At 73.0% G+C, this 21,699-nt stretch carries 13 protein-coding genes; 3 read left to right on the top strand and 10 right to left on the bottom strand.

Annotated elements, in window-relative coordinates:
• Positions 1–269 precede the first annotated feature (269 nt).
• From glgB to CCE01nite_RS17100, 3 genes are all read right to left on the bottom strand, one after another.
• Positions 270–2,453, bottom strand: a complete 2,184-nt coding sequence (gene glgB, locus CCE01nite_RS17110) for a 1,4-alpha-glucan branching protein GlgB (protein WP_034631828.1) — start codon at positions 2,451–2,453, stop codon at positions 270–272.
• Between the two features lie 136 nt (positions 2,454–2,589).
• Positions 2,590–3,450: a LacI family DNA-binding transcriptional regulator gene (locus tag CCE01nite_RS17105; protein ID WP_034631832.1), complete on the bottom strand. Its 861-nt coding sequence runs from the start codon at positions 3,448–3,450 to the stop codon at positions 2,590–2,592.
• Between the two features lie 60 nt (positions 3,451–3,510).
• Positions 3,511–6,033: a glycoside hydrolase family 2 protein gene (locus CCE01nite_RS17100; protein ID WP_034631836.1), complete on the bottom strand. Its 2,523-nt coding sequence runs from the start codon at positions 6,031–6,033 to the stop codon at positions 3,511–3,513.
• 286 nt (positions 6,034–6,319) lie between these two features.
• Here CCE01nite_RS17100 and CCE01nite_RS17095 point away from each other — a divergent pair, with 286 nt between their 5' ends.
• Positions 6,320–8,518 carry an alpha-galactosidase gene (locus CCE01nite_RS17095; RefSeq protein ID WP_052104259.1) on the top strand — a complete coding sequence of 733 codons (2,199 nt, stop codon included), beginning with the start codon at positions 6,320–6,322 and terminating at the stop codon, positions 8,516–8,518.
• A gap of 105 nt (positions 8,519–8,623) precedes the next feature.
• Here CCE01nite_RS17095 and CCE01nite_RS17090 read toward each other — a convergent pair whose 3' ends face one another.
• The 3 genes from CCE01nite_RS17090 to CCE01nite_RS17080 form a co-directional block, all read right to left on the bottom strand.
• On the bottom strand, positions 8,624–9,445 hold the full coding sequence (locus CCE01nite_RS17090) for a carbohydrate ABC transporter permease (protein WP_034631839.1): 822 nt from the start codon (positions 9,443–9,445) through the stop codon (positions 8,624–8,626).
• The gene (locus CCE01nite_RS17085; protein ID WP_141372737.1) at positions 9,442–10,401 is read right to left on the bottom strand and encodes a carbohydrate ABC transporter permease; all 960 of its coding nucleotides are present in this window, start codon (positions 10,399–10,401) and stop codon (positions 9,442–9,444) included. Before CCE01nite_RS17085 ends, CCE01nite_RS17090 begins: the two co-directional genes overlap by 4 nt.
• A 64-nt stretch (positions 10,402–10,465) precedes the next feature.
• Positions 10,466–11,794 (bottom strand): ABC transporter substrate-binding protein, encoded by a 1,329-nt coding sequence (locus CCE01nite_RS17080; protein ID WP_034631859.1) that lies wholly within the window; start codon positions 11,792–11,794, stop codon positions 10,466–10,468.
• A gap of 234 nt (positions 11,795–12,028) precedes the next feature.
• Here CCE01nite_RS17080 and CCE01nite_RS17075 point away from each other — a divergent pair, with 234 nt between their 5' ends.
• Positions 12,029–13,285 carry an ROK family transcriptional regulator gene (locus CCE01nite_RS17075; RefSeq protein ID WP_246056664.1) on the top strand — a complete coding sequence of 419 codons (1,257 nt, stop codon included), beginning with the start codon at positions 12,029–12,031 and terminating at the stop codon, positions 13,283–13,285.
• Between the two features lie 28 nt (positions 13,286–13,313).
• Here the strand turns inward: CCE01nite_RS17075 and CCE01nite_RS22230 are convergent, their stop codons facing one another.
• The 4 genes from CCE01nite_RS22230 to CCE01nite_RS17060 are packed head-to-tail and all read right to left on the bottom strand — an operon-like array spanning position 13,314 to position 18,551.
• The gene (locus CCE01nite_RS22230) at positions 13,314–13,823 is read right to left on the bottom strand and encodes a hypothetical protein (protein WP_246056662.1); all 510 of its coding nucleotides are present in this window, start codon (positions 13,821–13,823) and stop codon (positions 13,314–13,316) included.
• The gene (locus CCE01nite_RS17070; protein ID WP_246056661.1) at positions 13,751–14,755 is read right to left on the bottom strand and encodes a maltokinase N-terminal cap-like domain-containing protein; all 1,005 of its coding nucleotides are present in this window, start codon (positions 14,753–14,755) and stop codon (positions 13,751–13,753) included. The genes CCE01nite_RS22230 and CCE01nite_RS17070 overlap by 73 nt, the downstream gene beginning before the upstream one ends.
• Positions 14,756–14,757: 2 nt before the next feature.
• On the bottom strand, positions 14,758–16,557 hold the full coding sequence (gene treS / locus CCE01nite_RS17065; RefSeq protein WP_034631867.1) for a maltose alpha-D-glucosyltransferase: 1,800 nt from the start codon (positions 16,555–16,557) through the stop codon (positions 14,758–14,760).
• Positions 16,554–18,551, bottom strand: coding sequence for an alpha-1,4-glucan--maltose-1-phosphate maltosyltransferase (locus CCE01nite_RS17060; protein ID WP_084142794.1), 1,998 nt, complete (start codon positions 18,549–18,551; stop codon positions 16,554–16,556). The genes treS and CCE01nite_RS17060 overlap by 4 nt, the downstream gene beginning before the upstream one ends.
• A gap of 503 nt (positions 18,552–19,054) precedes the next feature.
• Between CCE01nite_RS17060 and glgP the strand changes: the two genes are divergently transcribed.
• Positions 19,055–21,643: an alpha-glucan family phosphorylase gene (gene glgP / locus CCE01nite_RS17055; protein ID WP_141372735.1), complete on the top strand. Its 2,589-nt coding sequence runs from the start codon at positions 19,055–19,057 to the stop codon at positions 21,641–21,643.
• Positions 21,644–21,699: the final 56 nt, after the last annotated feature.

Raw genomic sequence — 21,699 nt, 5'->3', positions numbered from 1 at the left:
GTCCAGGGGCTTTGTGCACGGTATCGGTGATGCCTCTCGCGGCTTCCCTCCGGTGCTCCGTGCGCTGCGGAGGCCAGCCGGGGCTCGTGCGCTTCAGGCCAGCGCTTCGCAGGCCAGCGCTTCGCGCCCGTGTGGGGCCGGGGCGCCGAGGCGTTGCATGGGCCGACCGGTCCCCGCCTCCCATTGGCCTGGTCGAGCCATCGAACGAGACGACGAAGGCGCCGGTCCCTGGGGACCGGCGCCTCGAGTGCGTCGTGGGGCGGTTCAGGTCACTCGGGGACGAGGTAGAGCGCCCCGAGCGGCGGGACCCGGAGCGTCGCGGAGAACGCCCGGCCGTGCAGCGGGACGGCTTCTGCCTGGACGGAGCCGAGGTTGCCCACGCCAGAACCGCCGTACACCTCGGCGTCGGTGTTGAGCGCCTCGCGCCAGCGGCCGCCCGAGGGCAGCGGCAGGCGGTAGTCCTCGTGGGGTGTGCCGGCGAAGTTGATCACCACGGCGACCGCACCGCCGGCGGAGTCACGGCGCAGGAACGCCAGGAGGTTGTGGTCCGCGTCGTCGGACGTGAGCCACTCGAACCCGGCCGGGGAGTGGTCGAGCTGCCAGAGCGGGGAGTGCTCCTTGTACAGCGCGTTGAGGTCGCGCACGAGGCTGTGCACGCCGCGGTGCCCCCCGTGGTCGAGCTCGTGCCAGTCGAGGCTGCGTCCCTCGGCCCACTCCGCCGTCTGCGCGAACTCGCTGCCCATGAACAGCAGCTGCTTGCCGGGGTGGGACCACTGGTACGCGAGCAGGCCGCGGACGCCGGCGAGCTGCTGCCACTCGTCGCCGGGCATCTTGCGCAGCAGCGACCCCTTGCCGTGCACGACCTCGTCGTGGCTGATCGGCAGGATGAAGCGCTCGGAGTACGCGTAGACCATCGAGAAGGTGATCTCGTGGTGGTGGTACCGGCGGTTGATCGGCGCCTCCGCGAGGTAGCGGAGGGTGTCGTTCATCCAGCCCATGTTCCACTTGAGGCCGAAGCCGAGGCCGTCCGCGTTCGTCGGCGCGGTGACGCCCGGCCACGCGGTCGACTCCTCGGCGATCATCATCGTGCCGGGGTTGCGACGGTAGGCGGTCGCGTTGGCCTCCTGCAGGAACGAGATGGCCTCGAGGTTCTCGCGTCCGCCGTGCACGTTCGGTCGCCACTGGCCGGCCTGGCGTGAGTAGTCGAGGTAGAGCATCGACGCGACGGCGTCGACCCGCAGGCCGTCGACGTGGAACTCCTCGAGCCAGTACGTGGCGTTCGCGACGAGGAAGTTGCGGACCTCGGGGCGGCCGAAGTCGAACACGTAGGTGCCCCAGTCGGGCTGCTCGCCGCGCAGGGGGTCGGGGTGCTCGTAGAGCGGGGTGCCGTCGAACCGGGCGAGGGCCCACTCGTCCTTCGGGAAATGCGCCGGGACCCAGTCGAGCAGCACGCCGATGCCGGCGCGGTGCAGGGTGTCGACGAGGTACCGGAAGTCGTCGGGGTGCCCGAAGCGGGACGTCGGCGCGTAGTAGCTGGACACCTGGTAGCCCCACGAGCCGCCGAACGGGTGCTCCGAGACGGGCAGCAGCTCGATGTGCGTGAACCCGAGCTCGAGGACGTAGTCGGTGAGCTGGGCAGCGAGGTCCCGGTAGGAGAGGCCCTGGCGCCAGGAGCCGAGGTGCACCTCGTAGACGCTCATCGGGGCGGTGTGCGGATCGCGCTCGGTGCGGGCGGTGAGCCAGTCGGTGTCGTTCCACTCGAACGCGGACTCGACGACGACCGACGCCGTCGCCGGCGGGATCTCGGTGCCCTTCGCGAGCGGGTCGGCCTTCTGGCGCCACGAGCCGTCGCGGCCGAGGATCTCGAACTTGTACCGGGCTCCCGCGCCGATCCCGGGCACGAAGATCTCCCAGACGCCGCTCTCGCCGAGCGAGCGGAGCGCGTGCGTCGCACCGTGCCAGTGGTTGAAGTCGCCGACGACGCGGACGGCGACAGCGTTGGGCGCCCACACCGCGAAGGACGTGCCGTGCACCTCGCCGAGCACGCCGGGGTAGGTCCGGGTGTTCGCGCCGAGCACGGTCCAGAGCTGCTCGTGGCGGCCCTCGCGGATGAGGTGGCGGTCGAGCTCGCCGACCGTCGGGATGAACCGGTACGGGTCGTCGTGCCGCGTGGTGACGTCGCCGTAGGTGACGTCGAGGCGGTAGTCGGGCACCTGGTCGCCCGGGAGCACGGCGACCCAGACGCCGTCCTGCTCGTGCTGCGCGGGGAACTCACCGCGGTCGGTGACGACGACCACCGCGTCGGCGAGCGGACGCAGGGCGCGGACGGTCACGCCGCCGTCGCCGACGTGAGCGCCGAGCACCGCGTGCGGGTCGTGGGACGTGCCGTGCGCGACGGCGGAGAGGACGTCCGAGGACACGGGAACGCTGGGGAGGTCGTCCGATCGGCTCATGTCCCTACCCAACCACCAGCGGGCTCGGCCCGCATGGGACACGGCGTCCCGCCGCGGTCGCGTCGCTGGTCAGGGCCCGATCGGCAGGGAAGTCGGTCGCCGCGCGGGTCCGTGGGAGCCCCGCACCGCCCGGCGCTCAGTCCGCTGCGGGTGCCGGGGCGAAGGCCGCGGTCGTGCCGCGCGTCACGAGGCGCGGGAGCTTCGCCTCGTAGGAGGTGACGGGCCCGCCGGCGACGACGTTGAGCACGCAGTCGGCCACCTGGGTGCCCATCGCGTGCACGTCCAGGCTCATCGCGGACAGCGGCGGGTGCGCGAGCCGGCACAGGGCCGAGTCGTCCCAGGCGACGAGCGACAGCCGCTCGGGGACGGGGACCCCCATCTCGCCGGCCACGCCGAGCCCGGCGACGGCCATCACGTCGTTGTCGTAGACGATCGCGGACGGGGCGCCCCGGCGGCCGAGCAGCGCGCGCGTCGCCCGTGTGCCCGACGCCTCGGTGTAGTCGCCCTCGAGCACCGTGCCGTGCACGCCGAGCCGCTCGCACTCGCCGACGAAGGCGTGCGTGCGGTCCTGGGTGTGCGCGAGCGCGTGCGGGCCGCTGACCCGGGCGATGTCGCGGTGCCCCAGCGCGACGAGGTGCCGGACGGCGTCGCGCGTGACCTGCGCGTTGTCGATCCAGACGTTGGAGAACGGCAGGTCACCGCGGGGGCCGCCGACCACGACCGTCGGGATCCCGAGCTCGACGAGCACGGGCAGGCGCGGGTCGTCGTCGACGAGGTTGACCACGACGACCGCGTCGACCATCTCGCCCTGGCCCCAGCGCCGGTACGCGCGGATCTCGGCCTCGTGGTCGGGGACCACGTGCAGCAGGAGCGAGCGCGAGTCGGCGGCGAGCGTCTCCTCGATCCCGGCGATGAGCTCCATGAAGAAGGGCTCGAGACCGAGCATGCGGGCGGGGCGCGCCAGCACGAGTCCGACGGCGTCCGCCCTGCTCTTCACGTCCGCCAGCCTAGACCTGCCGGTGCGCACCGCCCCGCCGCCCCTCCGGGTCGACGCCGGTCAGGCCGGGGTCTCGACGGCCGCGCGCAGGGGTGCCAGGTCGTTCGCCGTCCGGAGCACCGCCGGTGCGGTCAGGTCCGCGGCGCTGAGCGGGGCGCTCGTCCGCACGCGGAACGACGCGCGTCCGCCGGCCGGCACGGTGATCAGGGCCTCGTCGACGGTCGCCGCCGGGTCGACGCGGTCGGCGAGGATCGTCACGTCGCGGGCGAGCGAGCGCGCCACGACGTCGACCCGGTAGCCGCCCTCGACGCCCGTCACGGTGGCCTCGAGCGGAGCCGGGTCGAGCGCGAGGTCGACGTCCTCGACCCATGTGTGCACCGTCAGGACCCCGTCGAGCCGCGCCACCAGGACCTCGGCGGTGGGGTCGTCGGGCGTCGCGATGTCGGCGGGGAGGGGCAGCGCGGTCACCGAGCGGGCGCCGACGCGCACGTCCATCGTCGCCTCCGCGAGCGGGGTGCCGTCGAGACGCTGGCGCGAGACGTGCATCGTCGCGCGCCACAGGTCGGCGGTGTCGTTGACGGCCACGAGCGCCTCGTGCCCGTCGCGCTGCTGGACCGTGAGCAGCCGCGGGGCGTTCGCGTTGCGGAGCGCGTACCAGAGCGGTTTGGGTCGCTCGTCGCCGTCGACCGCGGCCCACGACGTCACCGGCCAGCAGTCGTTGAGCTGCCAGACGATCGCCCCCGCGGTCCGGGGCCACCACGAGCGGTAGTGCTCGATCGCGTACGCGACGGCGCGGGCCTGGTTGAGCTGGGTGGCCCAGTGCCAGTCGGCGAAGTCCTCCGGAACCCCGAGGTGGGGCGCGAGGCCGCGGTCGAGCTTGCCGTTGCCGTCCTCGGCCTTCTGGTGCAGCAGGAAGACGGGGTCGGCCTTGGTGAGCGGCGTGCCGTCGGGGTTGCGCACCGCGCGCTGCAGCGTCGACCACGCCGGAGGTCCCTGGAAGCCGAACTCCGAGCAGAACCGCGGCACGTCCGCCCGGTAGGCGGTGTAGTCGACCCGGTTCCAGACCTCCCACTCGTGGTGCGTGCCGTGGTCGGGGTCGTTGGGGTGCACGACGTCGAGCGCGAAGCCGGGGGAGTACGGGCTGCCGTCGGAGTAGGGCCGCGTCGGTTCGAGCTCGGCGACCACCCGCGGGAAGAGCTCGGTGGCGTAGCGGTGGCCCCACGTGCGGCCCTCGAGCTTCTCCTGCCAGCCCCAGTCCATGAAGCCCCAGAGGTTCTCGTTGCCGCCGTTCCACAGCACGAGCGAGGGGTGCGGGGTGAGGCGCGCGACGTTCTCGCGGGCCTCGGCCTCGAGCTCGGACCAGTGCGGGTCCTCCTCGGGGTACGCGGAGCACGCGAGGAGGAAGTCCTGCCAGACGAGGATGCCCTTCTCGTCGCAGACGTCGTAGAAGTCCTCGGTCTCGTAGATCCCGCCGCCCCAGACGCGGAGCATGTTGAGGTGCGCCCCGAGGGCCTGGTCGACGCGGCGGGCGAGGCGCTCGCGGGTGATGCGCGTGAGGAAGTGGTCGTCGGGGATCCAGTTGGCGCCCTTGGCGAAGACCGGGCGGCCGTTGATCCGGAAGGTGAAGGCGGTGCCGTGCTCGTCGGTCGACGTGTCGAGCTCGACCGTGCGGAAGCCGATGCGTCGGTGCCAGCTGTCGAGCGGCGCGCCGCCCGGGGCCCCGCCGGCGTCGGCGACGTCGAGCGTCACGTCGAGGTCGCTGAGCGGCTGCGCGCCGTGCCCGGCGGGCCACCACAGCGGGGCGTCGGGCACCTCGAGCCGGACGACCGCGGACGTCGCACCCGCGTCGAGGGTCAGGGTCGCCTCGGCGTCGCGCACGGTCGCGCGCAGGACGAGCGTCGCGTCGTCGGACCTCGTGAGGCCCGAGCGCTCGATGTCGACGTGCACGTCGACGTGGCCGGTCCCCGTCGCGTCCACGGTCACGAGCGGGCGGACCTGGGCGAGGCGTGCGGTGCGCCAGCGCTCGAGCCGCACGGGCTTCCAGATCCCGGCGGTCTGCAGGTCGGGGCCCCAGTCCCAGCCGAAGCTGCACGCCATCTTGCGGACCATGTTGAACGGGTGGTCGTACGCGGCGGGCCGTGCGCCGAGGCGCTCGCGCTCGGCCTCGGCATGCTCGAGCGCCGAGCGGAAGTGCACCGAGAGCGCGTGCTCGCCCGAGGTCAGGCCCTCGCGCACGTCGACGCGGTAGGAGCGGTGCTGGTTCGCGGTGCGGGCGACGACGGCGCCGTCGAGCGAGACGGTGGCGACCGTGTCGAGGCCCTCGAAGACCAGGTCCACGCGCTCGTCGGGCGTCGGCTCCTGCGTCGTGAGGGTCAGGTCGTACTGCCAGTCGGCCCGGTGCGCCCAGACGAGCTCGGCCTCGTTGCGGTCGAGGTACGGGTCCGGGATCAGGCCTGCGGCCAGGAGGTCGGTGTGCGCGCTCCCGGGGACGGTCGCGGGGATCGTCCGGCCGGCGATCGCGTCGGGGACGGGGCCGCCTGCCGCGCGCAGCGTCCAGCCCTCGTGCAGATCCTGCGTGATCATCGTCGGCCCGCTCCTGGGTCTCGGAGGTCCCGCGCGCGGTGCACGCATCGTCGCGTGCGCCCGTCGGACGACGTGGCCGCGTGAGCGGCGTCGTCGAGGCAGGTACCCTGGTGGGGCAATTCTTAGGCAACTGAACAAAGTAAGTCAACCGACCGTCGATCAGCCCGGCAGCCCCGGGCAGCCCGCAGTCGGGCACGACCGTCGACCCGAGCACGACCCGAGCACCGACCGACCACAGACCCGCGAAGGAGCTGGTTGTCCCGTGAATGCCGCCGAGGCCCTGTCCCTGACGTTCCCGCCCACCGGCCCGCCCGAGGGCGCGCACGACCCGCACGACCGGGTCGTGCACCTGCGCGCCGCCGGGGTGAGCCTCGTCGTCGACCTCACCGGCGGGACGCTGCCCCGCGTGCTGCACTGGGGCGCCGACCTGGGCGCGCTCTCCGACGCCTCGCTCGGCGCGCTCGCGCTCGCGTCCCGCCCGGTGCCGCTCGGGTTCCCGGTTGACGGCGAGGTCCAGATCGCGGTGCTGCCCGAGCAGTCCGCGGGCTTCCTCGGGACGCCCGGGCTCACCGGCCACCGGGACGGCGCCGACTTCTCGACCGCCTTCGCGGTCCGGCGCGCGGCGCTCGCCACGCCGGCGGACGCGACGGGCTCGAGCGTGCTCGTGGTCGACGCGGACGACGCGTCCGCCGGGCTCGGGCTCCGGCTCGTGCTGGAGCTCACCGCCTCGGGGCTCGTGCGCGAGCGCGCCCGGGTGACGAGCACCGGGGACGGCACGTTCACGCTCGACGGGCTGCTGCTGACGCTGCCCGTCCCGGCGCGCGCGACCGAGCTGCTCGACTTCACCGGCCGGCACCTGCGCGAGCGCAGCCCGCAGCGCACCGACTTCACGCACGGCACCCGGCTGCGCGAGAACCGCCGCGGGCGCACCGGCTACGACGCCGCGTTCCTGCTCGCCGCGGGGACGCCCGGCTTCGGCAACCGCCGCGGCGAGGTGTGGGGGCTGCACACCGCGTGGTCGGGCAACCACCGGACGCTCGCCGAGCGCAGCCACTACAACCCGGGCCTGCTCGGGGGCGGCGAGCTGCTGCTGCCCGGGGAGGTCCGGCTCGGCGCGGGGGAGAGCTACACGAGCCCCTGGGTCGTCGGCGCGTACGGGCGCGGGCTCGACGACGTCTCCGCGCGGTTCCACCGCTGGTTCCGGGCACGCGCGCACCACCCGCGCTCCCCGCGCCCGGTCGTCGCGAACACCTGGGAGGCCGTGTACTTCGAGCACGACCTCGGCCGGCTCACCGACCTCGCCGACGCGGCCGCGGCCGTCGGCGTCGAGCGGTTCGTGCTCGACGACGGCTGGTTCGGCGGGCGCCGCGACGACACCACGAGCCTCGGCGACTGGTACGTCTCGGCCGACGTGTGGCCCGACGGCCTGGGACCGCTCGTCGACCACGTGCGCGGGCTCGGGATGGAGTTCGGGCTGTGGGTCGAGCCCGAGATGGTCAACCCGGACTCCGACCTCGCCCGCGCGCACCCCGAGTGGATGCTGCAGGCGTCCGACCGGCTGCCGCGCGCTGCGCGCCACCAGCAGGTGCTCGACCTCGCCGAGCCCGGGGCGTCCGCCTACATCCTCGAGCGGCTCGACGCGCTGCTCACCGAGTACCCGATCGCGTACCTCAAGTGGGACCACAACCGCGACCTCGTCGACGCCGGTCACGGGCCGCGGCGCACCGCCGGGGTGCACGCGCAGACGCTCGCCGTCTACCGGCTGCTCGACGAGCTGCGCCGGCGGCACCCCGCGGTCGAGATCGAGTCCTGCTCGTCGGGCGGCGGGCGCGTCGACCTCGAGATCCTCGAGCGGACCGACCGGGTCTGGACCTCGGACTGCATCGACGCCCTCGAGCGCCAGCAGATCCAGCGGTGGACGAACCTGCTCGTGCCCTACGAGATCCTCGGCGCGCACGTCGGCTCGGGCGCCGCGCACAGCACCGGGCGGCGGCACCCGCTGGAGTTCCGGGCGGGGACCGCGCTGTTCGGGCACCTCGGCATCGAGTGGGACCTGCGCGAGGCCGACGACGCGCAGCGGGCGCAGCTCGCGGAGTGGATCGCGCTGTACAAGGAGCTGCGCGGGCTGCTGCACACCGGCACGTCGGTGCACGCGGACGTCGCCGACCCGGCCTACGGGGTGCACGGGGTCGTCGCGCAGGACGGCTCGGACGCGTTGTTCGCCGTCGTCGCGACCGCGACGTCGACGCAGAGCCCGACGGGCCGCCTGCCGCTGCCTGGGCTCGACCCCGACGCGCTGTACCTCGTGCGCCCGCAGGCACCGGCGCACGTCGTCGACGGTGTCGCGAGCGGGTACCTGCACCTGCCGTGGTGGACGCCGGAGGGCGTCACGCTGCCCGGGCGGGTGCTGGAGGACGTGGGCGTCGAGGCGCCCGTGCTCTTCTCCGAGCGGCTCGTGCTGGTCCGGGCGACGCGCGTGGGCTGAGCCACTGCGGGGACGACGGAGGCCGGGCACTTCGGGCGTGCCCGGCCTCCGTCGTCGCCCGGTCGGCTGCCCGTGCGGCAGCGGTCGAGGACCGCGGAGCCGTCGCTACTTCGTCGCGCCCGACGTGAAGCCGTTGTAGATGTACTTCTGCAGCGCGAGGAACGCCAGCAGCGTCGGGATCAGCACGATGATCACGCCCGCCGCGATGACCTCCCACTGCCCCCCGAACGGTCCCTTGAACCGGAACAGCGACGTCGAGATGACCCCGAGATCGCGCCCCGGCATGTACAGGAACGGCGTGTAGAACTCGTTGTACACCGCGATGCCCTTGATGATGACGACCGTCGCGATCGCCGGCTTGAGCAGCGGCAGGATGATCGTCCGGTAGATCGTCAGGTGGTTGGCGCCGTCGAGCGTGGCGGCCTCGTCGAGCTCCTTGGGGATGCCGCGCAGGAACTGCACGAAGATGTAGATCGACACGATGTCGGTGCCCATGAACAGCGCGATCGCGGCCCACCGGGTGTTGTACAGCCCGAGGTTGTTGACGATCTGGAACGTCGCGACCTGCGTCGTGACGCCCGGCACGAGGGTCGCGAGCAGGAACAGCGCGATCACGGTCTTCTTGAGCCGGAACTCGAACCGGTCGATCGCGTAGGCCGCCATGGTCCCGATCAGGATGGTGCCGACCACCGAGAACAGCAGGATGAACGCGGTGTTGGCGAAGCCCTGCACCATCTTGCCGCGCGTGAACGCCGTCACGTAGTTCTCGAGGTTGAGCCAGTTCCCCGGGGCGTCGAACGGGCCCGTGTTGTAGAACTCCTGGTTCGTCTTGAGGGACGCCATGACGATCACCGAGATGGGCAGCAGCGTCACGAGGCACGCGAGGACGAGCGTCGCGTACTTGGTGGTCTTGGCGACGTAGCTCACGTCAGGTTCACCTTCTCCTCGGGGACGACCTTGCGCTGGACCCACGTCACGACCAGCACGATGACGAGCAGGATGACCGCCATCGCGGAGCCGAGACCGACCTTGAGGCTCTCGAACGCCATGTCGACGGTCTGGATGACGAACGTCGCGGTCCCGTTCGCGCCGCCGGTCATGATGAACGGGATCTCGAAGACCGCGAGGCTCCCGGAGATCGCCAGGATGAACGACAGGCCGATGATCGGCTTGATGCTCGGCGCGATGATGTACCGGAACTGCTGGAACCGGCTGGCCCCGTCGAGCTCCGCCGCCTCGTACAGCTGGCCGGGGATCGACTGGATCGCGCCGAGGAACAGCACAAAGTTCAGGCCCATGTACCGCCACACCGACGTGCTCGCGAGCGAGATGTTGTTGATGTCCGGGTTGCCGAGCCACTGCTGCTGCAGGTTCTCCGCGCCGAACAGCGCCAGGATCGAGTCGAGCGTCCCGTCCGGCTTGAAGAAGAACACGAAGATCAGGGCGATCGCGACGCCGTTGATCAGGTAGGGGAAGAACAGGATCCCCTTGAACAGGTTCCGGAACCTCGTGCTGAAGCTGAGCACCGTCGCGAAGTACAGCGCGAGCGCCATCTGCACGAACGACGCCGCGAAGTAGTACAGGCTCACGTAGAAGACCCGGAACAGCTCGGGCCGCGTGAACACCGCGACGTAGTTGTCGAGCCCGACGAACTCCTTGGTCTTGTCGAGCCCGTCCCAGGACGTCAGGGAGTACCAGAACATGTTCACCACCGGCAGGTAGGTGAACACCACCAGCAGGACGAGCGGGACGGCGAGGAACACGTACGGTGTCCCTCGCCAGCCCCACCCGCCGCGCGGCTTCCTCGCGGTGGCAGGCAGCAGGCCGGCCTCGTTCCTCGTCCCGGCGGCTTCCGCCCGGACCACGTCGCTCACGCCGGCCATCGCACGCTCTCCTGCCCTGTCACCACGGGTCACCGACCTCCTCGTCCTGGACCGAGCCGGTCCGTCAGCCCCCGACGGCGGCGCGACCGGCCGCCCACTTCGAGTTCAGGTCCTCGAAGATCTCGTCCTTGGTCTCGCCCGAGGCGCCGCGCGCGGCGTCGACGATCCGCTGGCGGTAGTCGGGCGTGTTGGTGCCGACCTCGGACTCCGAGTCGATGTCCGCGAACAGGCTCTCCTTGCCGGCGGGGGCCGGCGTGAGCTCGAGGTACTCGACGCCGAGTGCCTCGAAGTCCTTGAGGGTCTCGGGCGTCGGGCCCTCCTTGAGCGGCGACAGGCCGCCGTTGGCCTCGGCGTAGCCGGACTCGGTGTTGAACCAGTCGATCCAGGCGCGGGCCGCGACCTTGTTGTCCGAGTTCTTGTTGATCGCGAGGTTGTAGTCGCCACCGACCTGCGCGTAGAACTTCCCGTCGACCTGGTGCGGGAACGGGAGGTAGCCGATCGTGTCCGCGCCGGTGCCGGCGTCCTCAGCGGCCTGCTGCATCTGCTGGATGGCCCACGAGCCGAGCACCATCGAGCCGATCTTGCCGTTCGCGAGGAGGCTCTTGGACTCCTCCCAGTTCGTCGTGGTGGGGTCCTTCTCCGTCAGGCCCTGGTTGACGACGTCCCACAGGAGCGAGTCGATCACGTAGTGGTCGGTGCCCTCGGTCCACGGTGCGTCGGACTGCGCCATCTCGTTGACGTAGTTGGGGTTCGCGGTGATCTCGCCGCGGTGGCCCTCCCACTGCGTGAGCGGCCAGCCGTCCTTGTAGTTCGTGTAGAGCGGGACGACCTCGGGGTCGTTCGCCTTGATGGCCTTGAGCGCGTCGACGAACTCCGCGGGCGTGGTCGGCGGCTCGGTGACGCCGGCCTCCTCCCAGACGGTCGTGTTGTAGACGATGCCCTGGGTGTTGCCGACGACCGGGATGCCGTAGGCCTTGCCCTCGAACGCCTTGTCGCGCAGGAAGCGGTACTCCTGCTCGAGCTCCTCGACGTCGCCGAGGGGCTCGAAGAAGTCGGGGAACTGGTCGGGGGTGACGGTTCCGACGACGCCGAGGACGTCGCCGTAGTCCTCGGTGTTCATGCGGGTGCGGACCTCGCCCTCGTAGTCCGTCAGGCCCTCGAACTCGACGGTGACGTCGGGGTACTCCTCGTTGAACCGCTCGGCGTACTCGTCGAACGTGCCGTCCTCGAGGAGGTCGGTGCGCCACGTGAGGACCAGGAGGTCGCCGGAGGGGGTGCCGTCCTCGTTGGTCTCCGCGGACTCACCGCCGCCCGAGCAGGCGGCGGTCAGAGCGACGGTGCTGGCGATCGCGGCGACGGCCAGCAGTCGCGTGCGTCGTGCGTGAGGGAACATCGTTGATCCTCTCTCGGCCCGGCACCTCGGCGTGCCGGCGGGGGTGGGCGGTCCTTGCCCGGCGGGGGCGTCGGTCGACCCCGCTCTGTGTGGCATTCTTAGGCAGCCGAACAAAGTAAGTCAATCCGCGTGTCGTCCCGGTCTCACCCCGACGCCCGATCGTTACATTGGGGACGCGGGCAGGGGCGCGCCGACGGCCGGGGCGACCGCCCAGCACCAGACAGGAGAGCCAGCGTGAGCAGTGCCAACCTCGGGATGGCGCACACGAGCAGCCGCGCGGCGATCCTCGACGTGATCCGCGCCGCGGGCACGATCAGCCGCGTCGAGCTCACGCGGGCCACGGGCCTGACCGGCGCGACGATCTCGACCGTCGTGCGCCGCCTCATGAACGACGGGCTCGTCGTCGAGGCCGGGCGCGCCGAGTCGACCGGCGGCAAGCCGCGCATGCTGCTCCAGCTCGACCCGTCCGCGCGGTTCGCCGTCGGCGTGCACCTCGACCACGCGGGCATCACCTACGTGCTCGCGAACCTCGGGGGAGCGGTCGTCGCGCGCTGGCGCAAGCCCGGCGCCGGCGCCGACGACCCCCGCGAGGTGGTCGCGCGCATCGCCGCCGAGATCGACGGCATGATCACGCGCGTCGGCATCGACCGCACGCGCGTGCTCGGGCTCGGCGTCGTCTCGCCCGGGCCCATCACCGCGTCGGTCGGCATGGTGCTGACCCCGCCCAACATGCGGCGCTGGGCCGACTTCCCGCTCGGCGACGCGCTCGAGGACGCCGTCGGCGTGCCGGTCCTGCTCGACAACGACGCGACCGCCGCCGCGATCGGCGAGTACTGGGCCGGCGGCATTGAGACCACGTCCGCGTTCGCCGCGTTCTACATGGGCACCGGCATCGGCGCGGGCATCCTTGTCAACGGCACCGTGTACCGCGGCGCGAGCTCCAACGCGGGCGAGGTCGGGCACATCTGCGTGGACATCGACGGCCCGGAGTGCTGGTGCGGGAGCCGGGGGTGCGTCGAAGCCCTGGCGGGGCCGGCGGCCGTCGTCGCGCAGGCACAGGCGCGCGGCCTCGACCTCGGCGGCGCCGACCGGCCCGTGTCCGCGCAGTTCGCGGCGGTCGCCCGCGCCGCGCTGAGCGGGGACCCCGTCGCGGCCGAGATCCTCGCGAGGTCGGCCCGCTACCTCGGCGTCGCGGCCCAGACCCTGGCCAACGTGATGGACCTCGAGCTCGTCGTGCTGACCGGGCCCGCGTTCGCGCTCGCGGGGTCGCTCTACCTGCCCGCGGTGCAGGAGCAGCTGAGCCGCTCGTTCTTCGCACGCGCGAGCCACCCCGTGCGGGTCACGATCTCGACGAACGCGCCCGAGGCGGCCGCCGTCGGAGCCGCGGCGCTCGTGCTGCAGAGCGAGCTCGCGCCGCGGCACTCGGGCGTCCGGCTGCCCCCCGAGGTCGCTGGTGAGGTGTCGGCGCAGGAGCTGGCGACGCTCGCCTGAGCGGTGCCGCCGGACCCCGTCCGGGCCCTCAGCCCACGAGCCGCGCGACCGCCCGCAGCGGGATCGACAGCCACGCGGGCCGGTTGCGGGCCTCGTACACCGCCTCGTACAGCGCCTTGTCGAGCTCGAGCGCCCGCAGCACGTCCTCGGTGTGCGGCGCCGCCCCGCCGCCCGCGGACCCCGACGACGCCTCGACGTACCCCGCGAGCAGCGCGGCGCGCGCGTCGTCGGCCCAGGAGTCGTCGCCGGTCCCGGCGGTCTCGAGCCCCCGGCCGACGGCGGTCGCGTAGTCGAACGAGCGGAGCATGCCCGCGACGTCGCGCAGGGCGAGGTCCGGGCGTGTGCGCGCCGCGACGGGCGCGAGCGGCTCACCCTCGAAGTCGGTGACGAACCACTCGTCGTGCGCGCGCAGCGCCTGGCCCAGGTGCAGGTCGCCGTGGATGCGCTGCGGCGCCGGCAGGTCGGTCAGCCGGGCGGTGCGGGCGGCGAGCGCCTCGACGCCGTCGGCGTACTGCGCGAGCTCCGGCCCGAGGCCCACCGGTAGCGCGCGCGCACCGCGTCCGCGGTCGCCGCCGCGCGCTCGTCGGCACGCCCGGGGTCGGTGGTCGGCAGGGCGGACGCCAGCGCGGCGTGCATCCCCGCGACGACCGAGCCGAGGTCGCGCGCCAGGTCGGCGAACGACTCGCCCCGCTCGGCCATCGCGCACGCGAGCTCGAAGCCGTCCTGCGCGCCGTCGACGAACTCGCTGAGCACCGCGAGGTGCCCGTGCACGAGCGAGCCGTCCTCGGGCCACTGCGCCTCGAGCCAGCCGAGCGGCCGGGGCACGTGCACCCAGCCGCCGCGCGCGAGTGCCCGGGGGACGTCGACGTCGGGGTTGTCGCCGGGGGCCAGCGCGCGGAAGACCTTGAGGATCGCGGCACCGTGCGTCGCGTCGCCGGCGCCCGGGGGGCGCGACTCCGCCGAGGCCGCCGGCCCCTCGTCCGGCGCGCCCGCCGGGTCGCTCGCAGGGATGATCACCGAGGTGTTGGACTGCTCGCCGGTGAGCACGCGGGCGTGCTCGGCGTCGACCGGCGGACGCGGCCCCTCGGCGGCGGACATCCACGCCCGCAGGAACGCCGGGTCCCCGACGCCGTCGCGCACGTGCATCGGCGGTGAGCCGACCGAGCCGATCCACGCCGGCCCTGCCTGCCCGGGGCGGGCACCACCGGGGGTGGGGCCGTCGTCGGCAGCGGTGCGGTCCGGGCGCATCGTCACCGGCACCTGGAGCACGGTGTCGACCCCCGGCGCCTCGGCGCGCACGAGCAGGATGCGCACGCGCGCCTCCCCGCGCGGGTCGGCGAGCGTGAGCCCGCCGACCGCCGTGAGCCTCGCGTCCGCGCCCTTGACCGGGAACCACCGGCGGTCAGGCAGCCAGTCGGCGAGGAGCCGCACGACCTCGTCGTCGGTGGGCTCGTGGTCCGTGACCGCCATCGTCATCCTCCTGCCGTCCCCGCCGAGCCACCCGGCGCGAGCGTCAGCCAGTAGAACTCGCGCGAGCCGAGCGTGATCTGCACGGTGCCGTCGGCCGTCACGTCGGGGAACTGCGCGCCGCCGAAGACGTCGCGCAGCTCCGCGCCGGCGTACCCGTCGAGCGTCACGGTCGTCGACCGGGGGGTCGCCGCCATGTTCGCCACGACGAGCAGCGTCTCCTCCGCGCTCGTGCGCAGGAACGTCAGGACCGCCTCGCTCGAGCTCGGCACGACCTCGAACTCGCCCTTGCCGAGCGCCGGGTGCTGACGGCGGACCGTGAGCATGCCGTGGATCCAGTGCAGCAGCGACGTCGGCTGCGCGAGCTGCGCCTCGACGTTCACGTGGCCGTAGTGGCTCACGAGCGACTGGTTCACGGGCAGGTAGAGCTGCCCGGGGTCGGCCGTCGAGAAGCCCGAGTTCCGGTCCGGGGTCCACTGCATCGGGGTGCGGACCGCGTCACGGTCGTGCAGCCAGATGTTGTCGCCCATCCCGATCTCGTCGCCGTAGTACAGGCAGGGGCTGCCCGGGAGCGAGAGCAGCAGCGCGTGCGCGAGCTCGATCTCCTTGCGGGAGTTGTCGAGCAGCGGCGACAGGCGGCGCCGGATCCCGACGTTGGCGCGCATGCGCGAGTCGGGCGCGTACCACCCGTACATCGACGCGCGCTCCTCGGTCGAGACCATCTCGAGGGTCAGCTCGTCGTGGTTGCGCAGGAACGTGCTCCACTGCGCGCCCTTCGGGATCGCCGGGGTGTCCGCGAGGATCTCGACGATCTGGTTCGCCCGCTGGTCGCGGATCGAGTAGAAGATGCGCGGCATCACGGGGAAGTGGAAGCACATGTGGCACTCCGGCTCCTCCTCGGTGCCGAAGTAGTGCACGACGTCCTCGGGCCACTGGTTCGCCTCGGCCAGGATGATGCGCCCCGGGAACTCGGCGTCGATCGTGCGGCGCAGGAGCCGCAGGAACGCGTGCGTCTCGGGCAGGTTCTCGCAGTTCGTGCCCTCGGCCTCGAACAGGTACGGCACGGCGTCGAGCCGGAAGCCGTCGACCCCGAGCTGGAGCCAGAACCGCGCGACGTCGAGCATCGACTCCACGACGCGCGGGTTCTCGAAGTTGAGGTCCGGCTGGTGGGAGAAGAACCGGTGCCAGAAGTACTGCCGGCGCACGGGGTCGAACGTCCAGTTCGACGTCTCGGTGTCGACGAAGATGATGCGCGCGTCCGGGTAGCGCGTGTTGTCGTCGCTCCAGACGTAGAAGTCGCCGTAGGGGCCCTTCGGGTCGGCGCGCGACGCCTGGAACCACGGGTGCGCGTCGCTCGTGTGGTTCATCACGAGGTCGACCACGATGCGCATGCCGCGCGCGTGGGCCTCGTCGACGAGCTCGTGGAAGTCCGCGATCGAGCCGTACTGCGGGGCGATGGCGGTGTAGTCCGACACGTCGTACCCGCCGTCGCGCATGGGCGAGGGGTAGAACGGCGGCAGCCACAGGCAGTCGACGCCGAGCCACTGCAGGTAGTCGAGCCGCGCGATCAGCCCGCGCAGGTCGCCGCTGCCGACGCCCGTCGAGTCCGAGAACGAGCGGATCATCACCTCGTAGAAGACCGCGGTCTTGTACCAGTCCGGGTCGTCCGAGAGCCCCGGGCGCGAGCCGGACTCGGCGACCGCGGACGCGGGGACGGCCGGCTGGCGGCGCGGGGGGAGCGCGGTGATCGCGATCTGACCGGTCGTCGGCGCGGGGGCGCGGCCGACGTGGGACCCGGCGGTCACGCGCCCACCTGCACCACGTGCGCGCAGCGGACGTACGGGTCGAGCCGGACCCAGACCTGCTCGCCCCACGCGTACGTCTCGTCGGAGAGCACGTCGTGGGCGACGAACTGGTGGGGCTCCTCGGCGCTCGGCGTGAGGCCGAGCGCGCGCAGGTCGAGGTGCACGAGACCCTCCCGGGTGCTGTGGGGGTCGAGGTTCACGACGACGATGATGGTGTCTGCGCGCCCGGTCGGCGAGTGCTCGGCGTCGAGGTGGCGAGAGAAGCACACGAGCGCGTCGTCGTTCGTGGGGTGGACGGTCAGGTTCCGGAGCTGCTGGAGGGCGGGGTGCGCGCGCCGGATCTCGTTGAGCCGCTGCAGGAGCGTGGCGATCCCGAGGCCGTCCGCGACGGACCAGTCGCGCGGCCGGAACTCGTACTTCTCGTTGTCGATCTGCTCCTCGACGCCGGGCCGGGGCACGTTCTCGACGAGCTCGTAACCCGAGTAGATGCCCCACGTCGGGGCGCCGAGCGCCGCGAGCACCGCACGGACCGCGAAGCCCGCGACCCCGCCGTGCTGCAGGTACGGCGGCAGGATGTCGTGCGTCGTCGGCCAGAAGCTCGGCCGCATCCACGAGCCCTGCTCGCCCGAGACCTCCGCGAGGTACTCCTCGAGCTCGTCCTTGGTGTTGCGCCACGTGAAGTACGTGTACGACTGGTGGAACCCGATGCGCGCGAGGTTGAGCATCATCGCGGGCCGCGTGAAGGCCTCCGACAGGAAGATCACGTCGGGGTGCGCGGCGCGGACGTCCGCGAGCAGCCACTCCCAGAACGGCAGCGGCTTGGTGTGCGGGTTGTCGACCCGGAACAGCGTGACCCCGTGGTCGATCCAGACCTGCAGCACGCGCCGGATCTCCGCGGCGATGCCCTGGGGGTCGTTGTCGAAGTTCAGCGGGTAGATGTCCTGGTACTTCTTCGGGGGGTTCTCGGCGTACGCGATCGAGCCGTCGGCGCGCGTCGTGAACCACTCGGGGTGCTCGGCGACCCACGGGTGGTCGGGCGAGCACTGCAGCGCGACGTCGAGCGCGACCTCCATGCCGAGGCCCTTCGCCCGCGCGACGAACGCGTCGAAGTCCTCGAACGTCCCGAGGCTCGGCTCGATCGCGTCGTGCCCGCCGTCCTTCGAGCCGATCGCGTACGGCGAGCCCGGGTCGCCCGGGACGGTCGTGAGCGAGTTGTTGCGGCCCTTGCGGTGCGTCGTGCCGATCGGGTGGATCGGCGTCAGGTAGACGACGTCGAAGCCCATCCCGGCGATGCGCGGCAGCTCCTCGGCGGCCGTGCGCAGCGTCCCCGACGTCCACGTGTCCGTCGCCGGGTCGTGCACCGCGCCGTGCGAGCGCGGGAACAGCTCGTACCAGGAGCCGGCGAGGGCGAGCGGGCGGTCGACGACGAGCGGGTACACCGGCGAGGGACTCAGGAGCTCGCGCACCGGGTACGCGTCGAGCACCGCGCGGACCTCGGGGGAGACTCCGGCGGCGAGCCGGGCCGCGGGCGGGCGGGCGGTGTCGCGCAGCGCCGTCACGGCGTCGGTCAGCACGCGCGCGGCCTTCGCCGGGACCTTCTCCGCGCCGGTGCGGGCCGCGGCGCGCTCGAGCAGCAGCGCGCCCTCGGTCAGCATGAGCTCGGTGTCGACGCCCGCAGCCACCTTGATCTCGGCGTCGTGGCGCCACGTCCCGTACGGGTCGGACCAGCCCTCGACGCGCAGGCCCCAGCGACCGGGCTCGTCGGGCACGAGACGGGCCTCGAAGCGGTCGAGGCCCGGGGCGATGTCCACCATGCGCGCGCTCGCGCGGTCTCGGCCGTCCGGCCCGACGAGCACCGCGGTCGCGGCGACCGCGTCGTGCCCCTCGCGGAACACCGTCGCCCGGACGGGCACCGCCTCGCCGACCGCGGCCTTCGCGGGCCACCGGCCGGCCTCGACGACGGGCGAGACGTCGACGACCGGGATGCGGCCGATGGGCGGACCCGTCGGCGCCGGCGGGGGCGTGGGGACGCTCGCGCCGGCCCGGCGGCGGGTCGGCGCCGGGGCGGTGGCGCGTGCCGGGGCGGTGGCGCGTGCCTGGGGGGTCGCGGCGGCCGTGGGGGACGCGGCGGCCGCGGCGGTCCGCCGGCGAGCGGGGGCCGGAGCCGCGGGTGCCGCGGACGCGGGCGACGGGGCGGCGGGCGCTGCGGTCCGCCTCCTCGGCGCCGCGGCCGGGGCTGCCGCAGGTGCGGCCGGCGAGGGGTCCGGCGTGCGCGGGGGCGCGGCGCGAGGCGTCCGGGTGCGCGCTGGCCGAGGGGTCGCTGCGGCAGCGTCCGGGCCGGTCGGGGGAGGTGTCTGCGTCACACGACGAACCTATCCACTCCTTCCCGGTGCGGGCATCCGCTGGCGCGTGTCCCGGCACCGGGGCGCTCACCCGTTCACACGCCCGTGACGTGGGTGGGGTGTGCCGGGCCTGCGACCTGCGTACGCTCGGGCAGGTGAGAGCCATCCGACGATTCACGGTCCGTACCCTCCTGCCGGTCGAGCTCGGTGACCTGGACGAGCTCGCCCACAACCTCCGATGGTCGTGGCACGCGCCCACGCGCGACCTGTTCGCCGAGATCGACCGCGACCTGTTCACCCAGGTCGGGCGCGACCCGGTGGCGCTGCTCGGCGCCCTCGCCCCGGAACGGCTCGCCGCGCTCGCGGGCGACGAGGCGTTCGTCCAGCGGGTGCGCGAGACCGTCGAGGACCTGCACCACTACCTCAGCGCCCCGCGCTGGTACCAGCAGCAGAGCGACGACGCGCGCGGCAGCCTGCCCACGTCGATCGCCTACTTCTCTCCCGAGTTCGGCATCACGTCGGTCCTCCCGCAGTACTCCGGCGGCCTCGGGATCCTCGCGGGCGACCACCTCAAGAGCGCCTCGGACCTCGGGGTGCCGATCGTCGGCGTCGGGCTCCTGTACGGCGCCGGGTACTTCAAGCAGTCGCTCACGCGCGACGGCTGGCAGGTCGAGACCTACCCGGTGCTCGACCCCGACGGTCTCCCGCTCACGCTCGTGCGCGAGGAGGACGGCACGCCCGCCGTCGTGACGGTCGACCTGCCCGGCGGGCGCGTGCTGCACGCGCACGTGTGGAGCGCCGCCGTCGGCCGCGTCCCGCTGCTCATGCTCGACTCGAACGTCCCCGAGAACGACGACGCCGCGCGCCGCGTGACCGACCGCCTGTACGGCGGCGGCGGCGAGTACCGCCTCCAGCAGGAGCTCCTGCTCGGCGTCGGCGGCGTGCGGGCCCTGCGGCTGTGGTCGCGCCTGACCGGCGCGCCGGAGCCCGAGGTCTTCCACATGAACGAGGGCCACGCCGGCTTCCTCGGCGTCGAGCGGATCCGCGAGCTCGTGACCGAGAAGGGCCTCGGCTTCGACGAGGCGCTCGAGGCCGTGCGCGCCGCGACCGTCTTCACGACGCACACGCCCGTGCCCGCCGGCATCGACCGGTTCGAGGCCAAGCTCGTCGCGCAGTACTTCGGCGGCGACCGGGCGGTCGAGGGGCTCCCGGTCGAGCGCGTGCTCGCGCTCGGCGCCGAGGACCACGAGGGCGGCGACCCGCTGCTGTTCAACATGGCGCTCATGGGCCTGCGGCTCGGCGGGCGCGCGAACGGCGTCTCGCTGCTGCACGGCGCCGTCTCCCGCGGGATGTTCAGCGGGCTGTGGCCGGGCTTCGACGACGCCGAGGTGCCGATCAGCTCGATCACGAACGGCGTGCACGCCCCGACGTGGGTCGACCGCCGGCTCGTCGACGTGGCCGCACGGGCCCTCAGCGCCGACGAGATCGCGACCGGCAACGGCTGGCTGCGCGAGGACGGCGTGAGCGACCGGGACCTGTGGGAGCTGCGCCGCACGCTGCGCGCCCAGCTCGTCGAGGACGCGCGCTCGCGCCTGCGGGCGTCGTGGAAGCAGCGCGGGGCCAGCCCCGCCGAGCTCGGCTGGGTCGACGACGTGCTGTCGCCCGACGTGCTGACGATCGGGTTCGCGCGCCGCGTCCCGACGTACAAGCGCCTGACGCTCATGCTGCGCGACCCCGAGCGCCTGCGCTCGCTGCTGCTCGACCCCGACAAGCCCGTGCAGCTCGTCATCGCGGGCAAGTCGCACCCGGCCGACGACCAGGGCAAGCGGCTCATCCAGCAGCTCGTCCGGTTCACCGACGAGGCCGACGTCCGGCACCGCATCGTGTTCCTGCCGAACTACGACATCGCGATGGCCAAGACGCTCTACCCCGGCTGCGACGTGTGGCTCAACAACCCGCTGCGCCCGCTCGAGGCGTGCGGGACGTCGGGCATGAAGGCCGCGCTCAACGGCGGCCTCAACCTCTCGATCCTCGACGGCTGGTGGGACGAGTGGTTCGACGGCGAGAACGGCTGGGCGATCCCGACGGCCGACGGCGTCGAGGACCCCGACCGCCGTGACGACCTCGAGGCGTCCGCGCTCTACGACCTCATCGAGAACCAGGTCGCCGCGCGCTTCTACGACCGTGACGACTCGGGCCTGCCGGTGCACTGGCTGAGCATGGTGCGCCACACGCTCGCGACGCTCGGCCCGAAAGTCCAGGCCACGCGCATGGTCGCCGACTACGTGCAGCACCTGTACGTCCCCGCCGCGGCCGGCGGCCGCTCGCTCAACGGCTCGGCCGACTTCGACGGCGCACGCGAGCTCGCCGCGTGGAAGAGCAAGGTCCGCACGGGCTGGGCGCAGGTCCGCGTCGACCACGTCGAGTCCGGGGGCGTTGGCGAGGTCGCGAAGGTCGGCGACACGCTGCACGTCAAGGCGTACATCTCGCTCGGCGAGCTGAGCCCGCAGGACGTCGAGGTGCAGGTCGTGCACGGCAAGGTGTCCGAGGCCGACGAGCTCGGCTCGTTCACCGTCGCCGCGCTCGAGCCGTCGGAGACGTTCGAGGCCGGGCGCCACGCGTTCTCGGGCGACGTCCGCCTCGACGCGTCGGGGCCGTTCGGGTACACCGTGCGGGTCGTCCCGAAGCACAAGGGCCTGAGCTCGATCGCCGACGTGGGGCTCGTCGCCAACGCCGCGTCCTGACCGCACCGCTCGTCCCGTAGGGCCCGTTGCCGCATCCCGGCGGCGGGCCCTACGGC

The organism is Cellulomonas cellasea (genome assembly GCF_006538745.1).
In the GTDB taxonomy this organism is placed as follows: domain Bacteria; phylum Actinomycetota; class Actinomycetes; order Actinomycetales; family Cellulomonadaceae; genus Cellulomonas_A; species Cellulomonas_A cellasea.
Note: the sequence above shows the minus strand (reverse complement) of the source record. Positions and strands in the feature narration are given on the sequence as shown.